20 protein-coding genes are annotated in these 21674 nt (G+C 45.1%); 18 read left to right on the top strand and 2 right to left on the bottom strand.

The features are described from left to right. Window positions 1-13 precede the first annotated feature (13 nt). From FE785_RS09130 to lnt, 8 genes are all read left to right on the top strand, one after another. The gene (locus FE785_RS09130) at window positions 14-1159 is read left to right on the top strand and encodes a sensor histidine kinase (protein ID WP_138565452.1); all 1146 of its coding nucleotides are present in this window, start codon (window positions 14-16) and stop codon (window positions 1157-1159) included. A gap of 105 nt (window positions 1160-1264) precedes the next feature. Further along, the gene (locus FE785_RS09125; protein ID WP_138565451.1) at window positions 1265-1846 is read left to right on the top strand and encodes a prepilin-type N-terminal cleavage/methylation domain-containing protein; all 582 of its coding nucleotides are present in this window, start codon (window positions 1265-1267) and stop codon (window positions 1844-1846) included. A gap of 62 nt (window positions 1847-1908) precedes the next feature. Then, window positions 1909-3567, top strand: coding sequence for an O-antigen ligase family protein (locus tag FE785_RS09120; RefSeq protein WP_138565450.1), 1659 nt, complete (start codon window positions 1909-1911; stop codon window positions 3565-3567). A 151-nt stretch (window positions 3568-3718) separates the two neighbouring features. Further along, the gene (gene miaB / locus FE785_RS09115; RefSeq protein WP_138565449.1) at window positions 3719-5146 is read left to right on the top strand and encodes a tRNA (N6-isopentenyl adenosine(37)-C2)-methylthiotransferase MiaB; all 1428 of its coding nucleotides are present in this window, start codon (window positions 3719-3721) and stop codon (window positions 5144-5146) included. A 174-nt stretch (window positions 5147-5320) separates the two neighbouring features. Continuing rightward, the gene (locus FE785_RS09110; protein ID WP_138565448.1) at window positions 5321-6310 is read left to right on the top strand and encodes a PhoH family protein; all 990 of its coding nucleotides are present in this window, start codon (window positions 5321-5323) and stop codon (window positions 6308-6310) included. Between the two features lie 41 nt (window positions 6311-6351). Beyond that, complete coding sequence (ybeY, locus tag FE785_RS09105; RefSeq protein ID WP_138565447.1) at window positions 6352-6834, top strand: rRNA maturation RNase YbeY; 483 nt, start codon at window positions 6352-6354, stop codon at window positions 6832-6834. Window positions 6835-6937: 103 nt separating this feature from the next. Further along, window positions 6938-7837 carry an HlyC/CorC family transporter gene (locus FE785_RS09100; protein ID WP_138565446.1) on the top strand — a complete coding sequence of 300 codons (900 nt, stop codon included), beginning with the start codon at window positions 6938-6940 and terminating at the stop codon, window positions 7835-7837. Between the two features lie 87 nt (window positions 7838-7924). Next, on the top strand, window positions 7925-9469 hold the full coding sequence (gene lnt / locus FE785_RS09095) for an apolipoprotein N-acyltransferase (protein ID WP_138565445.1): 1545 nt from the start codon (window positions 7925-7927) through the stop codon (window positions 9467-9469). Between the two features lie 34 nt (window positions 9470-9503). Here lnt and FE785_RS09090 read toward each other — a convergent pair whose 3' ends face one another. Then, window positions 9504-9890 (bottom strand): zinc ribbon-containing protein, encoded by a 387-nt coding sequence (locus FE785_RS09090; RefSeq protein WP_138565444.1) that lies wholly within the window; start codon window positions 9888-9890, stop codon window positions 9504-9506. A gap of 191 nt (window positions 9891-10081) precedes the next feature. Here FE785_RS09090 and leuS point away from each other — a divergent pair, with 191 nt between their 5' ends. From leuS to FE785_RS09045, 9 genes are all read left to right on the top strand, one after another. Next, on the top strand, window positions 10082-12544 hold the full coding sequence (leuS, locus tag FE785_RS09085) for a leucine--tRNA ligase (RefSeq protein ID WP_138565443.1): 2463 nt from the start codon (window positions 10082-10084) through the stop codon (window positions 12542-12544). Between the two features lie 2 nt (window positions 12545-12546). Continuing rightward, entirely contained in the window at window positions 12547-13101 is a 555-nt protein-coding gene (locus FE785_RS09080; RefSeq protein ID WP_168188952.1) for an LPS-assembly lipoprotein LptE, read from the top strand. Window positions 13102-13152: 51 nt separating this feature from the next. Further along, entirely contained in the window at window positions 13153-14190 is a 1038-nt protein-coding gene (holA, locus tag FE785_RS09075) for a DNA polymerase III subunit delta (RefSeq protein ID WP_138565441.1), read from the top strand. Window positions 14191-14264: 74 nt separating this feature from the next. Beyond that, window positions 14265-15518, top strand: a complete 1254-nt coding sequence (locus tag FE785_RS09070) for a glutamate-5-semialdehyde dehydrogenase (RefSeq protein ID WP_138565440.1) — start codon at window positions 14265-14267, stop codon at window positions 15516-15518. After that, window positions 15519-16148 carry a nicotinate-nucleotide adenylyltransferase gene (gene nadD, locus FE785_RS09065; RefSeq protein WP_238696256.1) on the top strand — a complete coding sequence of 210 codons (630 nt, stop codon included), beginning with the start codon at window positions 15519-15521 and terminating at the stop codon, window positions 16146-16148. A 63-nt stretch (window positions 16149-16211) separates the two neighbouring features. After that, window positions 16212-16565 (top strand): ribosome silencing factor, encoded by a 354-nt coding sequence (rsfS, locus tag FE785_RS09060; protein ID WP_338065092.1) that lies wholly within the window; start codon window positions 16212-16214, stop codon window positions 16563-16565. Window positions 16566-16579: 14 nt separating this feature from the next. After that, entirely contained in the window at window positions 16580-17050 is a 471-nt protein-coding gene (gene rlmH / locus FE785_RS09055) for a 23S rRNA (pseudouridine(1915)-N(3))-methyltransferase RlmH (RefSeq protein WP_138565439.1), read from the top strand. Between the two features lie 346 nt (window positions 17051-17396). Next, window positions 17397-17660, top strand: a complete 264-nt coding sequence (gene rpsT / locus FE785_RS09050; RefSeq protein WP_138565438.1) for a 30S ribosomal protein S20 — start codon at window positions 17397-17399, stop codon at window positions 17658-17660. A gap of 86 nt (window positions 17661-17746) precedes the next feature. Further along, window positions 17747-18037, top strand: a complete 291-nt coding sequence (locus tag FE785_RS09045) for a DUF3817 domain-containing protein (RefSeq protein WP_138565437.1) — start codon at window positions 17747-17749, stop codon at window positions 18035-18037. Here the strand turns inward: FE785_RS09045 and FE785_RS09040 are convergent. Then, window positions 18034-19665 carry an acetolactate synthase large subunit gene (locus tag FE785_RS09040; RefSeq protein WP_138565436.1) on the bottom strand — a complete coding sequence of 544 codons (1632 nt, stop codon included), beginning with the start codon at window positions 19663-19665 and terminating at the stop codon, window positions 18034-18036. The genes FE785_RS09045 and FE785_RS09040 overlap by 4 nt on opposite strands. Window positions 19666-19993: 328 nt before the next feature. Here FE785_RS09040 and murJ point away from each other — a divergent pair, with 328 nt between their 5' ends. Next, on the top strand, window positions 19994-21526 hold the full coding sequence (gene murJ / locus FE785_RS09035; protein ID WP_138565435.1) for a murein biosynthesis integral membrane protein MurJ: 1533 nt from the start codon (window positions 19994-19996) through the stop codon (window positions 21524-21526). Window positions 21527-21674 lie beyond the last annotated feature (148 nt).

Genomic DNA, 21674 nt, shown 5'->3' with positions numbered 1-21674 from the left:
TTAGAGGTTGTTTATGAATGATCTCTTTTTTTTAGGGATTCCTCAAGGTATTGCCCATTGGCTTTGGTTGGCATTAATCGCGATGGGTACATTTTTGCTATTTACGGCCTATTATTTCCATAGAAAATCAAAAAAATTAAGCCGAGCGATTAGCCGTTTGCATGAACTCAACCAGTCGTGCAATCAAGATGCGTTGGATTTTTTTAACCAGGCATGGCCGGTACTGCATCGTAGTGGATGTATCAAAATGCAAGCCAATATTGATTGGTTCGGAGAAAGCATTCCTGTTATCAAAGGAACGATTAAAGGAATACGCCTTATCAAGCAAACACATGTGATTCAGCGCGATGATATGCGTTTTGAAATCATGGTTTATATGCACCGGGAAGCAGGGCAGTTAGAAAGTGTGTCTTCGGTGGTTTTAAAAACCTTTCTGAATATCTTAGAGCAGGATTTGGTTCTCAAGCAGGCAGAAATTCTGACTTCCCAAAAGCGTTTGGAACGCTATCAATTGTTCGTGCAGCACGAAATTAAGAATATTTCTCAATTTATTCAATTGCTTGCGGATCAAGTTAATAGTATTCAAACAGCTGAAGCCAAGGTTAAGTTGGTAGATCGTCTGGCAAAGACCATTCCAACAATGGCTCAGCGGGCACGCAAAACCATAGAGCATATGCAACAGCCGTTATCAGAGTTTTATGAAGGGCAGATGGTACGTTTGCAGGATTTGATATCTGATGTGGTTCGAATGTATGGTTTGGATGCTTATGTCAGTGGTGATACCACCAGTCATTTGCCGAGACAATTGTTGAGCGAAGTGTTTAAAAATATTCTCGGTAATTTTAGAGATCATGAAAATGCTGAACAGCCTTTAGATATTGCGATTGCCCAAACCGACGATGGCGCAACGATTAGTATCATAATAATGGCCAAGAACGAACAGGGTAATGAATTCTTGGCCGAAAGAATGTTTGAACCCTTTTGGACGACCAGTGAAAGCGGTATGGGATTGGGGTTGTTCTTAGCGCGTGAATTATTAAAGCAAATGGAAGGCTCGGTGAGTTTTTTTCAAAATCAGGGTTCTTTTGGTTTTGTTGTCGAGCTGCCCAGCAGTGAAGATGTCAAAATGATGCATGCGATTAGCAAGTCAGATCCCTAGTTAAAAACCGGAGTAAAAAACTTTTACTCTTTTTTTATTTCTTTTCACTTGTAATATAGAGCCTACACAAACATGTGTTTCATTGAAAAACTGAGGAGTGTTGCTATGCAAACTACAGAATTACAAACTAAATTAGAAAACCAAAAAGGTTTTACTCTGGTCGAAATCGCCATCGTATTGGTTATTATCGGTCTATTGCTAGGTGGTGTATTGAAAGGTCAAGAATTGATTGAAAACGCTAAGGTTAAAAGTATTGCCAAAGATATGGAAAATATGGCTGCCGGTTATTATTCATATCAAGACCGTAAGGGACAGTATCCAGATACAAGTGATGATGATGCCTTCTGGTTTCAATTAAAGGATGAAGGCTTTATTGCAGGTGATTTAGGTACTTCAACAGATTCTGATGGCCCTACCCATTCTTATGATGGTGAGTATATCATGAAAAACTTGACTACAGCTGTAGCGAATGCGTTGGATGCAAAGACATATATTTGTGCTAACAATATTGATGGCGAAGTTGCCAATAATTTAGACACCAAATACGATGATGGTGTTCATACATCGGGGACATGGAGAATCATTGCAGACTTGGCCGATGAAAGTACAGCTGTTGCTACAGCGGGTACTTTGACTAATGGCGAGCCTTCAGAGGGTACTTCATATGCTCTTTGTCGTGAACTTTAATTAATTCTGTCAATGAATTTAATTTAAGCCCGCTTCTGCGGGCTTTTTTATAGGTGAAATAAATGCAATGGATAAAAACAAAATCCGTACTTTCAGTCTTTTTGATAATAGCGGTTTTTTATTTTAGTTTGATTAGTGTTGATAATGTCGGTGGTCAAGTCGGCATTATTACACCTTATAATTTATCGGTTTATTTTGCTGTAGTTGTTTTTATTATCTATTCATTTTATCAAGTCATTTCATTTCAGCAGTTTCAAATTTCATCTCGTCTGCTTTGGACGCTAATTGCAGCCATTAATCTCATTGCTGTCGGTTATTGGCAGGCAATACATCTCAATTTCTTACATTATGTAATTTTGGCTTTAGTGGTTGCCGTATTGTTTGTTTTGGCTTTAGAGCAAGTTAGTTTGAGCGAAAATGCTTGGCATTGGTTGTTTTATGCTTTATCAATATTGGCGCTATTACAAAGTTTGATTGCATTGATTCAGTATTTTGACACTTTCTCAGTGGCCTATTGGTGGACGGGATATTTTCCGTTTAAAATTCACTCAGGCTTTTTAGGGTCATTACAACAGCGTAATATGTTGTCGAGCTTTATTGCTTTTGGTTTGGTTCTATCGCTGTGGTTATTGTTTAGTGCTCAATTTAAGCAATCTCCGATAAAAATAAAATTACCACTATTTTTATTGGCTGCTTTAGGTGGTTTTGTAGTATTCGCTTCCGGTTCTCGAGCCGGTTTATTGGCTTTAGCAGTAGGTATCTTGTTATTGTTATGGACTTATAGATTTGAATTAAAGTCACATTTAGGCAACCTGTTATTGTGGTTTAGTTTGCTGGTGACATCAGCATTACTGGTAAAGTTTATTGGAGTCGATATTGGCTCAGCAGCAAGCAAGTTTGAGCGGGTTGTTTATGGCTTGGATGTGCGTCTATTTTTATATGAGACAGGCTGGAAGCTGTTTTTAGAAAACTTATGGTTTGGGGTTGGTATTGGCAACTATAATCACTCTCTGCAAGATTTTGTACTCGCTCATCAGTTACCAGGTGATGCTCGCATAGCAGGGCTTGAGATCGGTAGTTTTTCACATCCTCATAATGAATTTTTGTTTTGGTTGATTCAAGTTGGTTTGGCTGGCTGCTTTTCTATACTGATCGTTATTTTTTTAATCCTTAAAAACTGGTGGCAACAAGGCCAGAAAGCTTTTTGGGGTTATTCGGCTATTATTTCGCCTTTAGTGATTCAGTCGATGGTGTCTTATCCATTTATTTTGTCTGCGACGCATTGGTTTTTGGTTTTGCTTGTGGTGTTCTATAGTGTGATAGTATCGCAGCGTACTATTAATATTTCATTATCCGAGTCTGCTTCTTTAACGTTTAAAGTGGCTTTGCTTAGTTTTGTTGCTGTTGCGGCGTACGGTTTTTATATTGGCTTAATGAGTGCATTTGAAACCTATTATTTCAAAAACCGAATTTTTATTTATAAGGATTACCCGCAGCAAGAGCAGGTTGGTTATTTCTATAATGCTTCTAAATGGGGGCTTTATGATGATTTGGTACAAGCAAATATGGAAAATATGTTTTTAAATGCCAGGCGTGATAATAATTTGTATGATTTAAAGCAGTATTTGCTTTGGTATAACAACCAGACTGAATTGCCTGATAAGTTTAATGATTATGCTGCTCAATCTCGAGCTATGCTGCAATCCAATGATGCAAAGTAGTGGCTTGTAAAATTGCATTTTTTTGTTTCTGATGTGTTAGAATACGCTCCCTTTAAAATCTATAGAAACATAAATAGATTCAGTAAGATAGCGTGATTTTGGGGTCATGCTCTCTAAATAATTGTTGTACGGGTTTATCAGGTTAGAAAACATGTCGGAAAACACTGCTTTAAATACTTCGCCGTTTGAAGGCGGGCTTTATGTCATTACTTACGGTTGTCAGATGAATGAATATGACTCCGATAAGATGGCGAGCCTGTTGGAGAAAACTCATGGTTTAAAATTGGTGGAGACTCCAGAAGAGGCTGATGTGGTGTTGATGAACACCTGTTCTGTGCGTGAGAAAGCACAAGAAAAGGTGTTTTCCGAGCTCGGTCGTTGGGCGAAATGGAAAGCGCAAAAGCCGAATCGTGTGATTGGTGTTGGTGGTTGTGTTGCCTCACAAGAGGGGCAAGTGATTCGCCAACGCGCACCAAGTGTCGATGTGATTTTCGGTCCACAAACGTTGCATCGTCTGCCGGCGATGATTGATGATGCACTCAGAATGCGTGGCGATGACTCGATTAAAAAGAAAAAAGCGGTCATCGATATCACCTTCCCTGAAATCGAAAAGTTTGATAATTTGCCAGAACCGGAAGTGAATGGCGTGTCAGCCATGGTTTCGATTATGGAAGGCTGTTCGAAATACTGTACTTTCTGTGTAGTACCTTACACACGTGGTGAAGAGGTCAGCCGTCCATTTGAAGACGTTCTGCGTGAGATTCAAACCCTAGCTGAACAGGGCGTGCGTGAAGTTAACCTTTTAGGTCAAAACGTGAATGCCTATCGTGGTGAAATGGCGGATGGCGAAATTGCCGATTTAGCGGTATTGATGCACGCTATTCGTGAAATCGAGGGTATTGATCGTATTCGTTTTACCACTTCTCATCCGAATGAAATGACGCAAAGCATTATCGACTGTTATGGCGAAATTCCTGAGTTGGTGTCGCATTTGCACCTGCCTATTCAATCCGGTTCAGACCGCGTTTTGGCGATGATGAAGCGTAACCATATGGTGATTGAGTATAAGTCCATTATCCGCAAGATTCGCGCTTTACGTCCAAATCTAAGTCTTTCCGGTGATTTTATTATCGGTTTCCCTGGTGAAACCTGTGATGATTTCAAAGAGACATTGGCTTTGGTCGAAGAGCTGAACTATGACCGCTCGTTCAGCTTTATCTATAGCGCTCGCCCAGGTACGCCAGCAGCAGCCTTTCCGGATGAAGAACCGATGGAGAAGAAAAAACGTCGTCTTTATTTCTTGCAAGAGCAGCTAAATAAGCAGACTCAAGAGATTAGTGAGTCTATGGTTGGTACAATTCAAAGTGTACTGGTTGAGCGTCTGTCACGTAACTCTTTTAACGAAGTCGCTGGGCGTACCGAAAATAACCGTGTCGTCAACTTTGAAGGTTCGCCGGATTTAATCGGACAGTTTGTGGATGTGAAAATTCTCGAGGCCTATACCAACTCCTTAAAGGGTGAGGTCGTAGCGACACCGGAAGCGGAAAAGTTCAAGGCATCACAGTATTATTCACTGTAAGTTGAATCAGGCTGGATATTGCAAACGTTTTTTATTGCTTAAAGGTTGCAAAGCCTTAAAGTGATAGAGCGAAGCAAAAATAGTCGGCTTTTTTAAATTCAGTTATCAATCGCTTGGCACTTTAATTATGATAAAGTTATAGCATAGCTAAGTGATTCAATTTCGAGGCGAAATTTGCCAGCTTTACATACCATTCAATTTTCTTTATTCCCGGAAGACAACACGCGTTTGCAAAATTTGTGCGGCTGGCATAATGAGCACTTTGATCAAATTGAAATCCGTTTGGGCGTTGAGATTAATTCACGCGGTTTCAATATTTCCGTTACTGGGTTAGCTGAGCGTTTGGTCAAAGCGGAACAGATATTGCGTAATCTCTATGAAGAAACCGCCAAGGAAACGCTAACGCCTGAAAAGGTTCATCTCGAACTGCATCAATTAGGTTTAGATCAGGATAAGGCGCTGGATAATGAGCAGGTTTTAATTAAAACCCGACGCAAAACCATTAAAACGCGTAATCCGAATCAAGCCAGCTATATTGAAGCGATTCAGCAGAACGATATTAATTTCGGTATTGGGCCGGCGGGAACCGGAAAAACCTATTTGGCGGTAGCCTGTGCAGTTGAAGCGCTGGAAAGTGAGCGTGTGCGACGTATCGTGCTGACCCGTCCAGCGGTCGAAGCTGGTGAAAAATTGGGTTTTTTGCCGGGTGATCTAAATCAGAAAGTAGACCCTTATTTACGACCGTTATTTGATGCCTTATTCGAAATGATGGGCTTTGAAACGGTTGAACGACTGATTGAAAAAAATGTGATTGAGGTGGCGCCTCTAGCGTTTATGCGTGGGCGCACCCTGAATGAATCTTTTATCATTCTTGATGAAGCGCAAAACACGACGACGGAGCAGATGAAAATGTTCCTTACTCGTATTGGTTTCGGATCGACGGCGGTCATTACCGGTGACATTACTCAGTGTGATTTGCCAAGACACCAGAAATCCGGTTTGCGCCATGTGATTGAAGTGTTGGATGGTGTTGAAGGCATCGGCTTTTCGTTTTATCAAGCCAAAGACGTTGTGCGTCATGCGCTGGTGCAGAAAATCGTCCATGCCTATGATCGCTTTGATCGCAAGCAAGCGTCCAAGCAAGATGGCAAACAAGATTCATAAAGCAATGATCAGGTTTTAATACGGTCAGAATAGGGGGCGTTATGTTGGATGTTGAGCTTCAGTGGGCGATTGATGAGCGTCCGATACCAACTCTAGAACAGTGTCAAAAGTGGATTCATGCCAGCATAATGGAGCCTCGCAGTTTTGAGCCGGTAGAAGTGCTGGTGCGAATTGTCGATGCTGAAGAGAGTCAAGAGCTGAATTACGAATACCGTAATATCGACAAGCCGACCAATGTGCTTTCGTTTGAATTTGAGCAACCCCCTGGTTTGGTTGAACTGGGTGAAGAGTTGCCTTATCTGGGCGATTTGGTGATTTGTGCCGATGTGGTCGAAAAAGAAGCGGCCGAACAGCATAAAACCCTGGAGGCGCATTGGGCGCATATGATTGTTCACGGCACCTTGCATTTACAGGGCTATGACCATATAGATGATGACGAAGCCGAAGAGATGGAGGCATTGGAGATCGCGATTATGGAAAATCTCGGTTTTGACAATCCTTATTTGGAAGCGGATGAAGAGTAACACTTGTTGCATTGGCATTTGCCATGATTTGTTTTACTCTACGCGAAACGAATTCAATAAAATTAAAAACTATTCTAGTTAATCTAAAGGAAAAACACCCAGTATGAGTGACAGTAGTAGCGGCTCTTCGTGGTTAGAGCGTCTGACAAAGATGTTTTCTGACGAACCGGAGAGTCGGGAAGAACTATTAAATGTGTTGAAGGAAGCGCAATCACAAGGCATTATCGATGCGGATGCCATGTTGATGATTGATGGTGTGCTGGAGGTTTCGGAAGCGCGTGTGCGTGATATTATGATTCCTCGTCCACAGATTGAAGTGATTGATGCGGATGAACCTTTAGAAGCGATTTTAGAAGGGATGCTGGAAAGCTCCCATTCAAGATATCCTGTCATGCAAGACAATCAGATTGTCGGCGTTCTGCTGGCAAAAGATGTTTTAAGAGCGGTGGTCAAAGGCGAATTGAATAGCAAAGACGATTTGCAAAAGATTTACCGTGAGCCAAACTTTGTCCCGGAAAGTAAGCGTCTCAATGTGTTGTTACGAGAGTTTAAATCAAGCCGTAACCATTTGGCTTTAGTGGTGGATGAGTATGCGGAACTGGCTGGTCTGGTAACGATCGAGGACGTTCTTGAGCAGATTGTCGGTGATATCGAAGACGAACATGATGTTGAAGAAGGCGAGAATATCAATAAACGCGCCGGTAGCGCCTATTCTGTTCAGGCGCTGACGCCAATTGAAGAATTTAATTCCTTTTTCAATGTTGAAATCGAAAGCCCGAATGCAGAAACGCTGGGTGGTTATGTCGGTGAGCAGCTCGGTCATGTGCCTGTTATCGGTGAGCAAATCGAAGCCTACGGTTTGCTGTTCTCGGTGTTAAGGGCGACCGACCGTCGTGCGGAGTTGTTCGAGGTCAAGCCGGTCGTAGATGAAGAGGCCGATGGTTCTGAAGCCGGAGAGCCGATGGTTGCCGATTTAACCGGTCAGCCGGCCAACTCACAGTAATGCCCAATAATGTCTGGATTGCCTAGTCTTGTGTTGCTTTATGTTATCTTTTTACGTTGATTTGAGTTTTTGTAAGGATTAAGGGTTTTGACAAAAGTATTCAAATCAATATGGCGTCTGATTAAATTCAGTTTTCACCCAGGTAAAAATGAGTTGTTGGCGTTGTCATTGGGTGTTCTCGCGGTATTTGCGTTTGCCCCGTTTGCTTTTGCCCCGGTTATTCTCGTTTCTATTGCCGGTTTGTTTATTCTTTGGCTGAAAGCCGAACAGCCTGCTCAGCTTGCCAAAACCGGTCTCTGGTTCGGTTTGGGAATGTTCGGTTTTGGCGTCAGCTGGCTGTTTTCCAGTATGTATTTCTATTCCGGTGTCATTATGCCTTTGGCGGCATTGTTGACCTTCGGTTTTGTCCTGTTTTTATCTCTATCTTTGGCTTTGGCCGGTTGGCTGGCAGGCTATTTCAAAAATCCTCAACGTCCAGCGGCCAATTTGATTGTGCTGTTTCCGGCGGTTTGGGTTGTTGCAGAGCTGTTTCGTGCCACCATTTTTGGCGGCTATCCGTTTTTGCTGAGTGGTACCAGTCATATTGATACCTGGATTGATGGCTATGCTCCGGTGTTTGGGGTATGGGGTGTCAGTTGGGTGTTGGCGATCAGTGCCGGTTTGATTGTTTGGTTTTGGCAGTATAAAAGTTGGGTTTTCCCCAGCGTTGTATTAAGTCTGCTGTGGACGACGGGTGGACTTTTAAAAGAAGTTGAGTGGGTCGAGCCGATTGATAAGCCGCTGACGGTCAGTCTGATTCAAGGTAATGTCGCGCAAGATCAAAAGTGGCGTACCGATCAGTTTTATCCAACCTTGAAAACCTATACCAGCTTGACCAAGCAGAATATGGATAGTGATGTGATTGTCTGGCCGGAAACTGCGATTCCTGCCTATTACGATGTGATTGAACGAGGCGCCTTGAAAAGTTTTATCCAAGATGCCAAGTTGCTTAATACCGATATTCTGGTGGGGGTGATTGCGGGTGATAAGGGTTCCGAGGATTACTACAACGCTTTGGTGAATATTCATAATCCGCAAGACCGCTATTATAAAAAGCATTTGGTGCCTTTCAGTGAATACTTCCCGTTTCATGATGTGTTCAAATTTTTGAGCAAGCTATTCGATATTCCTTTCGCGACCTTTAGCAAGGGGCCGCAAGAGCAAAAGCCAATCAAACTCGGTGGTCAGGAAGTCGGTTTATCAATCTGTTATGAAATGGCGTTTGGTGAAGAGTTGGCGCAAGATTTACCGCGCGCCAAGTATTTTATTACCGTGAGTAACGATGCCTGGTTTGCCAATACTTTTGAACCGGCGCAGCAGTTGCAAGAAGTGCAGATGCGTGCCTTGGAGTTGGGGCGTGAAATTGCGCGCGCAACCAATACGGGGCATACCGCTATCGTAGATGTTAAAGGTTTGATTAAAGCGCAAATTCCGGCTTATGAGACCGGTGTCTTGAGAGGTCAGGTGCAGCCCTATCAAGGCATGACTTTCTATGCGCAATGGAAGTTCTTGCCGGTACTGTTCTTATTGTTCGTAATCTTTGGTTTTTTGACGGCAAAACGCTACTTTTTGCGCGGCCGAATCAGCCGCTAGTCGATAAGCGCCATCTAGCTGCTTGGGATAGGATTTATTGTTTGCTGAACACCGGGTGGTTTTCATCCATGGCTGCGGCAAGTCTAAAGCGCAATACGGTAATTTCGGTTGGGTCGGCCAGACTCAATGCCTTGTCGGTAAGAATTTTTTCCAATAAAGGCAAATCCATTTCTAAAAACTCATCAATGCCTTGTTCGACTTCGGACAAATACTCGGCCGTTTTTTCAATATCGGCCTGTAAATCCTGTTGAACTTGTGCGAATTCCTTTGCGCTCAACTCGGCCAGTGCGTGATCAGCCTGTTCTGCTTTTTCAATCGCATGACCTAAGGTATCCCATGTCGCGTTTTCCGTTTTAAACGCCCAGTCTTTAGCGTGATTAAGCAGAGTTCGATATGCATGGAGCATTTTATTTTGACTCATTATTTTCTCCTGTTAGCACTGAGTTTCTACTATAATATTGAACTTATTTAATTTAATAAGCAAGTTCAAAATTTACAATCAATTTGAGCTATTGGTTTTATCGTTCAGAGACTGAAAAAATCACCTGATTTGAGAGAGCGTTAATACCGGTAAAACTTGCTGGTAACGAGTTTAAAGTAGAAAAATAGACCATGGCAGAAGTTCAATACAATCCACAGCAACTTGAAACTGAAATCCAGAAAACCTGGGATGAAAACCAGACCTTTGTTGTCAACGAAGACAGCGATAAAGAGAAATACTACTGTTTGTCGATGTTCCCTTACCCAAGCGGTAAGCTCCATATGGGGCACGTTCGTAACTACACCATCGGTGATGTAATCTCTCGTTTTCAGCGTATGCAGGGGAAAAATGTATTGCAGCCTATGGGATGGGATGCCTTCGGTCTGCCGGCGGAAAATGCGGCGATGGCCAATCAGGTGGCTCCGGCTAAATGGACTTATGAAAACATCGACTATATGCGTAACCAGCTGAAGTCGATGGGCTTGGCTTATGACTGGACTCGTGAAGTCGCTACCTGTCATCCGGAATACTACCGTTGGGAACAGTGGTTATTTACCAAACTAATGGAAAAAGGTTTGGTTTATCGCAAGCTTTCAGTGGTTAACTGGGATCCGGTGGATATGACGGTTCTGGCGAATGAGCAGGTTATCGATGGTAAGGGCTGGCGTTCTGGTGCACCAGTTGAGCGTAAGGAAATCGCTCAGTGGTTCCTGCGTATCACCGACTATGCCGAAGAACTTCTACAAGATTTGGATAAGCTGGATGGTTGGCCAGAACAGGTTAAGACCATGCAGAAAAACTGGATCGGTAAATCTACCGGTTTACAGATTTCTTTTCCAATCAAAGACCAAGACACCACTTTGGATGTGTATACCACGCGCCCCGATACTTTAATGGGTGTGACCTATGTAGCGATTGCTGCGGATCATCCATTGGCGAAAAAAGCCGCGGTCAATAATGAGCCGCTAGCGGCGTTTATCGAAGAGTGTTCACACATCTCCACAGCTGAAGCCGATATGGAAACCATGGACAAAAAAGGTGTCGATACCGGTATTCGTGTCGAGCACCCGATTACCGGTGAAACCGTTCCGGTCTGGGCCGCCAACTTTGTCTTGATGGGCTATGGTACCGGTGCGGTGATGTCGGTTCCGGCACATGATCAACGCGACTATGAATTTGCCAAGGCTTATGACTTGCCTATTAAGGTGGTCATCGGTACCGAAGCTGGTGTGCCCGCTGATGTTTCGGAACAAGCCTTTACCGAAAAAGGTATTCTGGTAAATTCCGCACAATTTGACGGCTTGAAATCAAAGCAAGCTTTACATGAAATGGCTAAGGTGTTGGGTGAGAAAAACCTGGGTGAAAAGCAGACCAACTATCGTCTGCGTGACTGGGGTATTTCTCGTCAGCGTTATTGGGGTTGCCCGATCCCGGTCATCTATTGCCCGGCGTGTGGAGCTTTACCTGTGCCTGAAGAGCAGCTACCGGTTAAATTACCGGAGGATGTGGTACCGGATGGTTCCGGTTCGCCGTTGGCAAAAATGGACAGTTTCAAAAATTGTGACTGCCCGCAGTGTGGCGGTCGCGCAACGCGTGAAACAGACACTTTCGATACTTTCTTCGAATCGTCTTGGTATCACGCTCGCTATACCTCTAAGGATAATTCTGAGGCGATGCTGGATGAACGTGCCGATTATTGGGCTCCGGTCGATCAGTATATCGGTGGTATCGAACATGCCATTCTTCACTTGCTGTATGCGCGTTTCTTCCATAAGTTGATGCGCGATCAAGGATTGGTGAAATCCGATGAACCCTTCAAGAATCTGCTGACGCAAGGTATGGTATTGCTGGATGGTTCGAAAATGTCGAAGTCCAAAGGTAATACCGTCGATCCGCAAGGTCTGATTGAAAAGTTCGGTGCCGATACGGTACGTCTATTCATTATGTTTGCGGCGCCTCCAGAGCAGAGTTTGGAATGGTCGGATAAAGGTGTTGAAGGGGCGTTCCGCTTCCTGAACCGCGTTTGGCGCCAAGTGTATGCGCATATTGAAAACGGCACAGTCGCGATGGCAACCTCTTCGGAAGGTTTGGACAAGGCCGCTAAAGCGATGCGTCTGAAACTGCATGAAACCTTGCAGAAGGTCGGTGACGACATGGGGCGCCGTCAAACATTCAATACCGCAATTGCCGCTTGTATGGAATTGATGAATGAGATTTCTAAGTTTGAAGTCAATAGCGATGCCGACAAAGCGGTCATGCAAGAAGCTTTGCAAGTCTTGGTATTGATGCTGTCACCGATGACTCCGCATATTGCTCAACGTTTATGGGAAGCCTTAGGTCATCAAGGTTTGGTGGTCGATGTCAATTGGCCAGAAGTCGATGAGTCGGCCTTGGTTAAATCGGAGATCGAGCTGATGGTTCAGGTAAACGGTAAATTGCGCGGTAAGATTGAAGTGGCTGCCAATGCCGACAAGGACTCTATTTTGGCCGCAGCGAAAGCTGATGAAGCGGTACAGAAGTTTATTGATGGCAAAGAGATCGTTAAAGAGATTGTCGTGCCGGGACGTTTGGTCAACTTGGTAGTAAAAGGTTAATCGTGATCATTTCAGGCTTAAAGACAATCAAATATGGGTTCAGCAATCGTTGGTTGTCAGCGGCATTGGCTGCATTATTGTTGACTCAAATCAGCGCTTGCGGTTTCCAGTTAAGAGGTTCCCAGGCGATTGGTGCCATGCCTTTTGCCCAAGCACAGCTTGAATTGGCTCCGGGGGTGAATGCCTTGATTGCCGATGCAACCGCTTCTCAACTGGAGCAGGCAGGTGTTGAATTGGTGCAGGAATCTGCATGGGTGATTACCTTAACGGCCACCCAAGTACAGGTATCGCAAACCTCGACCAATGGTTTGGGTGATGCCGCTTCCGAGCTGATTAAAATGACACAGGGTTACCGAGTCACTCAAAAAACGGGCAGTACCGATCAGCCGCCAGCCATTAAGCAAGCAGCGGTGAGCGCTTCACGCGACCGCCGAATTGATCAGAATGCCATGTTGGCCGGTGATGCCGAATTACAGCAAATCAAACTCGATATGGCAGATGAACTGGCGCAAAAGCTGGTTTATCGCTTGAGCCGAAGTTTTGCCGAGCCGGAATAACAGCGGTTTACGCTAGAGTTGATTATTTAGGATAACTAGAACGGAATCTATGTGATTTTAGCCAGTGCGTTTTTAAAACAGTTACAAACATCGCAGTTGGATATCAAACCCATCTATCTGCTTTATGGCGAAGAACCACTGTTTTTACGCGACTGTCTGGATGGCTTGCGTAACCGCTTAACCGAGCAAGGTTATCTTGCCGGTGATGTTTATGATGTAGATGCCAATGCCGATTGGCAGAGTCTGCAGATGGACACCCAAGCAGGCTCGCTATTTGCCGAAACACGCATGATTCTAGTCAACTTGCCGAAGGGGTCACCGGGTAAAGACGGCACTAAATTTTTTCAGGATTGGTGTGCATTAAACCACGCTAATGGCAACTTGCCGCCAGAGGTGGTGTTGGTGGTGTTATGCGAACGTTTGGACAGTCGCCAGGTTAAAGCCAAGTGGGTTTCGGCGATTGAGTCTGCCGGCCTTGTGGTACAAGCCAAGCCGGTACCGAGCAATGCCTTACCACAGTGGTGTTTGAATCAGGCGCAGGTCTACGGGTTAAGTTTGGAAAACGAAGCCGCCAGCCTATTGGCCGAACGGGTTGAAGGCAACTTATTGGCTGCCGACCAGGAGCTGGTGAAACTGTCATTGATTTTACCTCCCGGTTCGACGATCAGCGCCGAGCAGGTCAAGCAACATGTGGTTGATCAAGCGCATTATCAACTGTTTGCCTTAGCGACCGAGATGCTGATGGGTAATCGACAGCACAGTTTGCAGATGTTAACCCGTTTGCAGCAAGAGGGTATTGAGGCACCGGTTATTCTCTGGCTGATCGCTAAAGAGTTACGCCAGTTAATTGAACTGGCCAAATTGACCGAGCAGGTCAATTTGAATCAGGCGTTTAAGCAATGCAGGATCTGGTCATCCCGGCAGACAGAGTATGCCCAGGCTTTAAAACGACAGTCGCAGCATAGTTGGCAGGCGTTGTTGAAACAAGCGCTGGAGATCGATCTGATGATTAAGGGCATTCAACCGATTCTGAATGATCGTGAGGTTTGGTCGGCAATGTCGGCGTTGATTGCGAAGATCGCCCAATAGCTTAAAGCGTTTTGTGACGTATTGATTAAACACAAATATAAAGAAAAAACCGAATAGGGAACTGGACAGTATTTATGGATATTCAAGCCTATATGACACAAGTCGGCACTCAAGCAAGACAAGCTTCGCGTGCTTTATTGCGTGCCACAACCGAGCAGAAAAACCGTGCCTTATTGGCGATGGCCAATGCGCTTGAAGCCAATAAGGCGACTTTACAAGCCGAAAACGCTAAGGATTTGGTTAAGGGGGAGGCTAACGGTCTTGATGCAGCGATGCTCGACCGTTTGGCGATTACCGATGTCACCATTGCCTCTATGGCGGAAGGTCTGCGTCAAATTGCCGCTTTGCAAGACCCTGTCGGCGAAATCAGCGATATGAGTTTTAGGCCGTCGGGGATACAGGTTGGCAAGATGCGTGTACCTTTAGGGGTGGTAGGTATTATTTATGAATCCCGTCCCAATGTAACCATTGATGCCGCGGCGTTGTGTTTGAAATCCGGCAATGCAGCCATTTTACGCGGCGGCTCCGAAGCCTTGCATTCAAACCAGGCTTTGGCCGGGTGCATTAGGCAAGGTTTGTCTGATGCCGGTTTGGCTGCGGATACCGTGCAGGTAATCGAAACCACCGATCGTGAAGTGGTTGGTCATTTGATTGCCATGCCTGAGTTTGTTGATGTCATTATCCCTCGAGGCGGTAAAGGGCTTATCGAGCGTATTAGCCAGGGCGCACGAGTTCCGGTGATAAAACATCTGGATGGAATCTGTCACGTTTATATCGATGACGATGCCGACTTTGAAAAAGCGGTGAAGGTAGCGCTTAACGCGAAAACTCATCGCTATGGCGTTTGTAATGCGATGGAAACCTTATTAGTGGCCGAATCTCAGGCTGAGAAGGTATTACCTGAGCTGGCCAAGCTTTATGCCGAAAAACAGGTCGAGTTGCGCGGTTGTGAAAAAACTTGTGCGATTATCGATGCCAAAGCGGCGAGCGAAGAGGATTGGGCGAGCGAATATCTGGCGCCGGTATTGTCGATTAAGGTTGTCGCCGATGTGGACGCGGCAATGGATCATATCGCCAGCTTTAGCTCAGGGCATACCGAATCGATTATTACCGAGAACTTTACTACGGCACGTCGATTCTTGGCTGAAGTCGATTCAAGCTCGGTAATGGTTAATGCATCAACGCGTTTTGCCGATGGCTTTGAATATGGCTTGGGTGCGGAAATCGGCATCAGTACCGATAAATTTCATGCGCGTGGTCCGGTCGGTCTGGAAGGGTTGACGTCACAGAAGTATATCGTTTTGGGTGACGGAACCATCCGTCAGTAAATGATGCGTTTTATCGGAATAAATGGCGGTACCTTTGATCCGATTCATTACGGTCATTTGCGTCCGGCTTTGGAAGCAATGCAGCTGTTGGGGTTACACCAGGTGCGCTTTATTCCTTGTTTTCAACCGGTGCATCGCGGTAAGCCACAAGTGTCGGCCGAACAGCGTTGTGAGATGATTGAGTTGGCTCTGCAGGGGCAGCCGAACTTTGTTCTCGATAAAACCGAACTGCTCAAAGGTGGACCATCTTATATGGTGGAAACCTTGGAGATTCTTAGAAAAGAGTTTGCCGAGGATTCTTTGGTTTTAATGATGGGAACCGATGCGTTTGCCAAATTCGACGGGTGGTATCAGTGGCAGCGCATTTTGGAATTGGCCAATATTGTTATCTTGCATCGTCCGGGAGAACCGGTACCGCAACAAGGTAAAGTAGGTGAAATTTACCAGCAACATCAGGTCGATGAATTTACGGCTGCCTACGGACAGATTAGTGATCTGGCGGTGACACAGTTGGATATTAGCTCCACCCAAATTCGCGATTATTTAGGCCAGAATTTAAGTGTGCAATATTTACTGCCGTTTAAGGTCTTACAATATATTGAAAACAACAAATTATATCGCGCGCAATAGCGGGCGGTAGATTATGCAAATGCGATTGATTCGCCAAAACAGGCAAAGGGGTCAAAGAACTCGATGAGTATGAATTTAAAAGAAGTGGAAAACCTGGTGGTTACCACGCTAGAAGATGCCAAAGCGCGTGATATCCAAGTAATTGATGTTGCTGGTGTGAGCAGTTTTGCCGATTTGATGATTGTGGCAACCGGTACATCGACCACCCATGTGCGTTCTTGTGGTTCGTTTGTAGAACAAGCGTTTAAGGATGCCGGTGAGCCGCCAATGGGGGTCGAGACAGGTCCGCAGCCTGACTGGGTGCTCATCGATTTGGGTGATGTGATTGTCCATGTGATGACCGAAGGTGCCCGTGCGCATTATGCATTGGAAAAACTTTGGGATATCAAGAATAAGCCAGAACAAGCGGCTGAGTAACCCATCACGTTTTTATGATTATCCACTTTATTACCGTTGGCCAGAAAATGCCCAAGTGGGTACAGGACGGATATAACGAATACGCCAAACGTCTGCCTAAAGCCTGTGAACTGAAACTGCATGAGTTGCCGATGGCAACACGCGGCAAATCGGGCTCGGTGGATAAATATAAAGCCGAAGAAGCCAAGCGCATTCTCGCTGCCATACCCAAAGGAGCGATGCTCATTGTATTGGATGAGCATGGCCAACAAGTCACCACCAAAGGGCTGGCCGATAAGATGGAAGCCTGGCTTGCCAGTGGCCAGGATATAGCGCTGATCGTCGGTGGGCCGGATGGGTTGGAGCAAAGTCTGATCCAACAGGCGCAGTGGAAATGGGGATTGTCAAAACTGACTTTGCCGCATCCGATGGTGAGAGTGCTGGTGGCCGAACAGGTTTATCGAGCGTGGTCAGTTATAAATAATCATCCCTATCATAGAGAGTGAAAACGGCTTATTTACTTAATCTCTGCGTTGCGCTTTAGCTCGTGTACTAGTCGTAAACGTCGCCAATCCGCGCCTAGATCTTAAGCAAAGTGCTCGTTTTAGAATTCTTTTCAAAAGATGGCAATTAAAAATCAATTTCGGACTTGGTTCTATCAATTAATACGGTACCTGTTTGAATCAAATGTTTACTAAATACTTGACTCGAAAATAAAAAATCGGCATAATTCGTTCCCTTAAACATCGTAGTCATTGTTTTGTGTACGCATAGGGCAATGTTGTGTTAATCAAATGGTTAATGATAGGTCTACGGATCGTTAACACGTAAAAATATTTCTGGAGAAATAATATGGCAAACTCAGCACAGGCAGCTAAGCGCGCTCGTCAAGCCGAATCACGTCGTCAGCATAACGTAGCTCTACGCTCTGATATGCGTACAGCAGTTAAAAAAGTTCTTGCTGCAATCGATGCTGGTGATCAGGCAGCTGCAAACGCGGCTTTCCGTGTAGCTCAGTCAAAACTTGATGGTATGGCTCGTAAGGGTATTATCAACAAGAACAAAGCAGCTCGTTCTAAGAGCCGTATCAATGCTCGTATTAAAGCGATGGCATAATCTTTCGATATAATCGAATGATTGGAAAAACCGGGTCTAGCCCGGTTTTTTTATAGCTGAAAAAAGTCTTTTTGTTAGGAGAAAGCATGCAAGCATTGCGTGTATTGGCATTATTGGAAGGTTTATCCTTAATTGCATTACTTTTTATCGCCATGCCATTGAAGTATTCTTACGGCATGCCGGAAGCGGTTAAGATCGTCGGGCAGACGCACGGTATTTTGTTTCTACTGTTTAATGCCGCGCTGTTTTACCATGTCAGTCGTGGCCATTTAAGCGACAGCAGAGCGTTTTTGGGGTTGCTCTGTTCTTTTGTGCCTTTTGGTACTTTTTGGTTTAAGGCTAAATACCTGAAAGTAGAAGATAGTCTGACGGATTAAGTCGGGCAAATCATATGGCCGAGCTCTTCGGTCAATTTTAGGTTTTCAGAATAGTCCACCGGACAATCGATCAATACCACGCAGTTGTCCTCTATGGCTTGTTGCAGAGTCGGTAGCAGCTGGTCGGTGCTTTCAATGCGGTAACCTTTCGCGCCAAACGCTTCCGCCAGTTTGAGAAAGTCCGGGTTGGTGAAATCGACATAGCTTTCTCGGCCAAATTGGTTTTCCTGTTTCCATTTAATCAATCCATAGTGTTCGTCATTCCAAATCAGCACGATAACCGGAATTTTTCTGCGCACGGCGGTTTCCAGTTCTTGTACATTCATCAGAAAGCCGGCATCACCGGTGACCGCTACCGCAACCTGGTCAGGTTTGGCCAATTTGGCGGCAATGGCTCCTGGAAGAGCGATACCCATGGCGGCAAAACCATTCGAGATAATGCAGCTGTTAGGCGCTTGTGCCTCATACATTCTGGCGATCCACATCTTATGGGCGCCGACATCACTGACAATAATATCTTCAGGAGCTAAGGCCTTACGTAAATCACTAAGGATACGTTGGGGTTTGACCGGGAAGTCTAAATCTTGATCGAGTTTATGAAAGGTCTCCTGAATTCTGGTTTTAAGGCCTTGATAAGGTGTTCCGGTATGGCGTTTACTTATCGCGGCAATGCTGTTGAGTGCATAGCCTATGTCACCGATTAAACCGGTAGCGACAATATAGTGTTCATCGACTTCCGCCGGTTTGGTGTCAATATGGATAATTTGGGTAGCTGGATTACGGTTCCACAAATGAGGGTGGTATTCGACTATGTCATAGCCCACACAAATCACCACATCGGCGCGGTCAATTCCGCAGGAGATATAGTCATGCGCTTGCAGGCCGATGGTTCCCAGCGACAATTCGTTATTGCAAGGCAGAACCCCTTTGGCCATAAAAGTTGTGGCTACAGGGATATTCAATTTGCTGGCAAATTCTTGTAGGGCTTCATCGGCATGGGCGCGAACCGCACCGTTACCGGCGAGAATAATTGGAAATTGCGCATTGGAAATAATCTCTGCCGCCTGTTCCACTTTAAAAGGGTTGGCGATAGGTGGCATCGGGCTCTGTTTTTTTAATGGTGTTTTATCTACCGGTTTTTCGGCCAGGTTTTCCGGAAAATCGATAAAGCTACAACCAGGTTTTTCCGCTTCGGCGACCTTAAAGGCTTTACGCACGACTTCGGGAATGACATCCGGGGTCAGTATCTGCGTACTATACTTCGTGATGGGTTCAAATAGATTGACAAGATCCAAAACCTGATGGCTTTCTTTGTGGAGTCGGTTGGTGCTGGCTTGTCCGGCAATAGCGACCACCGGGGCATGGTCCATATTGGCATCGGCCACACCGGTCACTAAATTGGTGGCTCCGGGGCCTAGGGTGGATAAGCAGACGCCGGCTTGGCCGGTCAGGCGGCCGTATACATCGGCCATAAAGGCAGCACCCTGTTCGTGACGGGTGAGAATAAACTCAATATCGCTATCATGCAGGGCGTCCATCAGATCAAGGTTTTCTTCCCCTGGAATACCAAAGATATATTGCACATCTTCGTTTTCCAAGCACTTAACAAACAACTCTGCAGCTTTCATGGCTGTCTCCTTTACCTTAATATCAGTAAATGTTAGTAAGTTTTCATAGCTCTATTGGACGTCATACTGTTCTATGATTACATAATTGTCATTAACTCTAAAGCAAAAGCTTTTTTACTAATCTATAAAGAGACTATATATAAGTTTTTCCGGAAGAGTTTATATTGATGGCCAGATTGCTATGTCATCGCCCTAGGCTTTGATACAATCGGCTTTAATTGAGTCAAACCGTAGAGTTTGCCAAATCATTCAACAGCTAATTTTTCATCGGCAGAACCTGTTCAAAAACGTGTTTTAGCGGCTTGTCGATTCAATAACGGACTTTGCATTGAAACGCATTATTAAAGCCACCGCAACGGTTGGCGGCATGACCATGATTTCCCGGGTGCTGGGATTTGTTCGCGATGTTGTTATCGCGCGCTATTTCGGGGCTTCAATGGGCGCTGATGCGTTTTTTGTCGCCTTTAAGATACCTAACTTCTTTCGTCGTCTGTTTGCCGAAGGCGCATTTTCGCAAGCATTTGTTCCGGTACTGGCCGAGGCCAAGGAAAAACGCGGTCATGAAGCGGTTAAACACCTAGTCAATGCGGTCAGTTTCCGTCTTGGCGGTATTTTATTGTTGCTCACCGCCTTCGGGGTATTTGGTTCGTCTTTGTGGATGATGGTGTTTGCCCCGGGATTTTTGGACCAGCCTGAAAAGTTCGCCCTCGCCTCGGATATGCTGGCGATTACCTTTCCTTACCTGTTATTGATTTCGTTGGTGGCGTTTTCATCGGCGATTATGAACACCTATAACCAGTTTGCGGTACCGGCATTCACACCGGTATTATTGAATCTGGTGATTATCAGTTTTGCGATTTGGCTGGCGCCTTTATTGGATGTCCCTGTTATGGCGCTGGCTTGGGCGGTGCTGGTTGCCGGTTTTGTCCAGTTGATGTTCCATCTGCCGTTTTTATATCGACTCGATTTATTGCCGCACCCGTCGCGAAAATCCGATCCGGGTGTCTCGGAAATCAAGCGTTTGATGTTGCCTGCACTGTTTGGGGTTTCGGTGGCGCAGATTAACTTGCTGGTGGATACGATTCTGGCTTCATTTCTGGTCACAGGCTCGGTGTCATGGTTGTATTATTCAGACCGCTTAATGGAATTCCCATTAGGGGTATTCGGTGTCGCTTTGGCAACAGTGGTGTTGCCGGGCTTGTCGAAGAAAGCCGCCAATGAAAACTGGCAGGGCTTTCAGCAGGATATTGATAGCGCGTTGCGTTTAGTCGTGGTAATCGGTATTCCGGCGACCTTGGGGTTGCTGATTTTGGCCGAGCCATTAATCGCAACCTTGTTTTTTTATGGCGCTTTTACCGCGCATGATGTGCATATGTCGAGTATGAGTCTGATGGCCTATTCATTTGGCTTACTGGGCTTTATTCTGGTGAAGATTCTGGCGCCGGCATTTTATGCGCGTAAGGATATGAAAACGCCTGTTAAGGTCGCGGTGGTGGCGTTATTGAGCAATATCGTTTTGAACCTGTTGTTAATCGGTCCATTCGCTCATGTCGGGCTGGCCGCCGCCACCACTATTTCGGCGTTTATCAATGCCGGTTTATTGTATTTTTATTTGCGTAAACAGCAGGTTTATCAGCCGTTGGCCGGTTGGCCTAAATGGTGGTTACAGGCGTTGTTGGCTAATATCGTTCTGGTGCTGTTCTTATTGTGGTTGGTGCCGGAAACGCAACAGTGGCATGACTTTGATGTCTGGCAGCGTTTGTGGTGGTTGTCGGTTTTGGTGGGGGGAGCCATGGCGCTTTATGCGGCTACCTTGATGGCAACCGGATTGAATCCAAAACGTCTGTTGAGTAAGGCTTAAGTGACATTGACGGTTATGAAATGTCGGTTAATTAGGTTGTTACGGGATCATTAAGTGAAATTTCACTAATTTGTATCCGTTTAAACTTAAAAAAATCATCATTTTTAAACGATTTACGTCAAGAAATGACGATTAATAAGCTATAATT

Origin of the sequence: Thiomicrorhabdus sediminis, from assembly GCF_005885815.1 — a bacterium.
Classification (GTDB): Bacteria; Pseudomonadota; Gammaproteobacteria; order Thiomicrospirales; family Thiomicrospiraceae; genus Thiomicrorhabdus; species Thiomicrorhabdus sediminis.
This window is presented reverse-complemented; position numbering and strand designations above follow the sequence as displayed.

Bases quoted from the DNA above. Each gene is read 5' to 3' on its own strand.
- FE785_RS09130 (WP_138565452.1), top strand. From the start codon at position 14: ATGAATGATCTCTTTTTTTTAGGGATTCCTCAAGGTATTGCCCATTGG.
- FE785_RS09125 (WP_138565451.1), top strand. From the start codon at position 1,265: ATGCAAACTACAGAATTACAAACTAAATTAGAAAACCAAAAAGGTTTT.
- FE785_RS09120 (WP_138565450.1), top strand. From the start codon at position 1,909: ATGCAATGGATAAAAACAAAATCCGTACTTTCAGTCTTTTTGATAATA.
- miaB (WP_138565449.1), top strand. From the start codon at position 3,719: ATGTCGGAAAACACTGCTTTAAATACTTCGCCGTTTGAAGGCGGGCTT.
- ybeY (WP_138565447.1), top strand. From the start codon at position 6,352: ATGTTGGATGTTGAGCTTCAGTGGGCGATTGATGAGCGTCCGATACCA.
- FE785_RS09100 (WP_138565446.1), top strand. From the start codon at position 6,938: ATGAGTGACAGTAGTAGCGGCTCTTCGTGGTTAGAGCGTCTGACAAAG.
- FE785_RS09090 (WP_138565444.1), bottom strand. From the start codon at position 9,890: ATGAGTCAAAATAAAATGCTCCATGCATATCGAACTCTGCTTAATCAC.
- leuS (WP_138565443.1), top strand. From the start codon at position 10,082: ATGGCAGAAGTTCAATACAATCCACAGCAACTTGAAACTGAAATCCAG.
- FE785_RS09070 (WP_138565440.1), top strand. From the start codon at position 14,265: ATGGATATTCAAGCCTATATGACACAAGTCGGCACTCAAGCAAGACAA.
- nadD (WP_238696256.1), top strand. From the start codon at position 15,519: ATGATGCGTTTTATCGGAATAAATGGCGGTACCTTTGATCCGATTCAT.
- rsfS (WP_338065092.1), top strand. From the start codon at position 16,212: ATGAGTATGAATTTAAAAGAAGTGGAAAACCTGGTGGTTACCACGCTA.
- rlmH (WP_138565439.1), top strand. From the start codon at position 16,580: ATGATTATCCACTTTATTACCGTTGGCCAGAAAATGCCCAAGTGGGTA.
- rpsT (WP_138565438.1), top strand. From the start codon at position 17,397: ATGGCAAACTCAGCACAGGCAGCTAAGCGCGCTCGTCAAGCCGAATCA.
- FE785_RS09045 (WP_138565437.1), top strand. From the start codon at position 17,747: ATGCAAGCATTGCGTGTATTGGCATTATTGGAAGGTTTATCCTTAATT.
- FE785_RS09040 (WP_138565436.1), bottom strand. From the start codon at position 19,665: ATGAAAGCTGCAGAGTTGTTTGTTAAGTGCTTGGAAAACGAAGATGTG.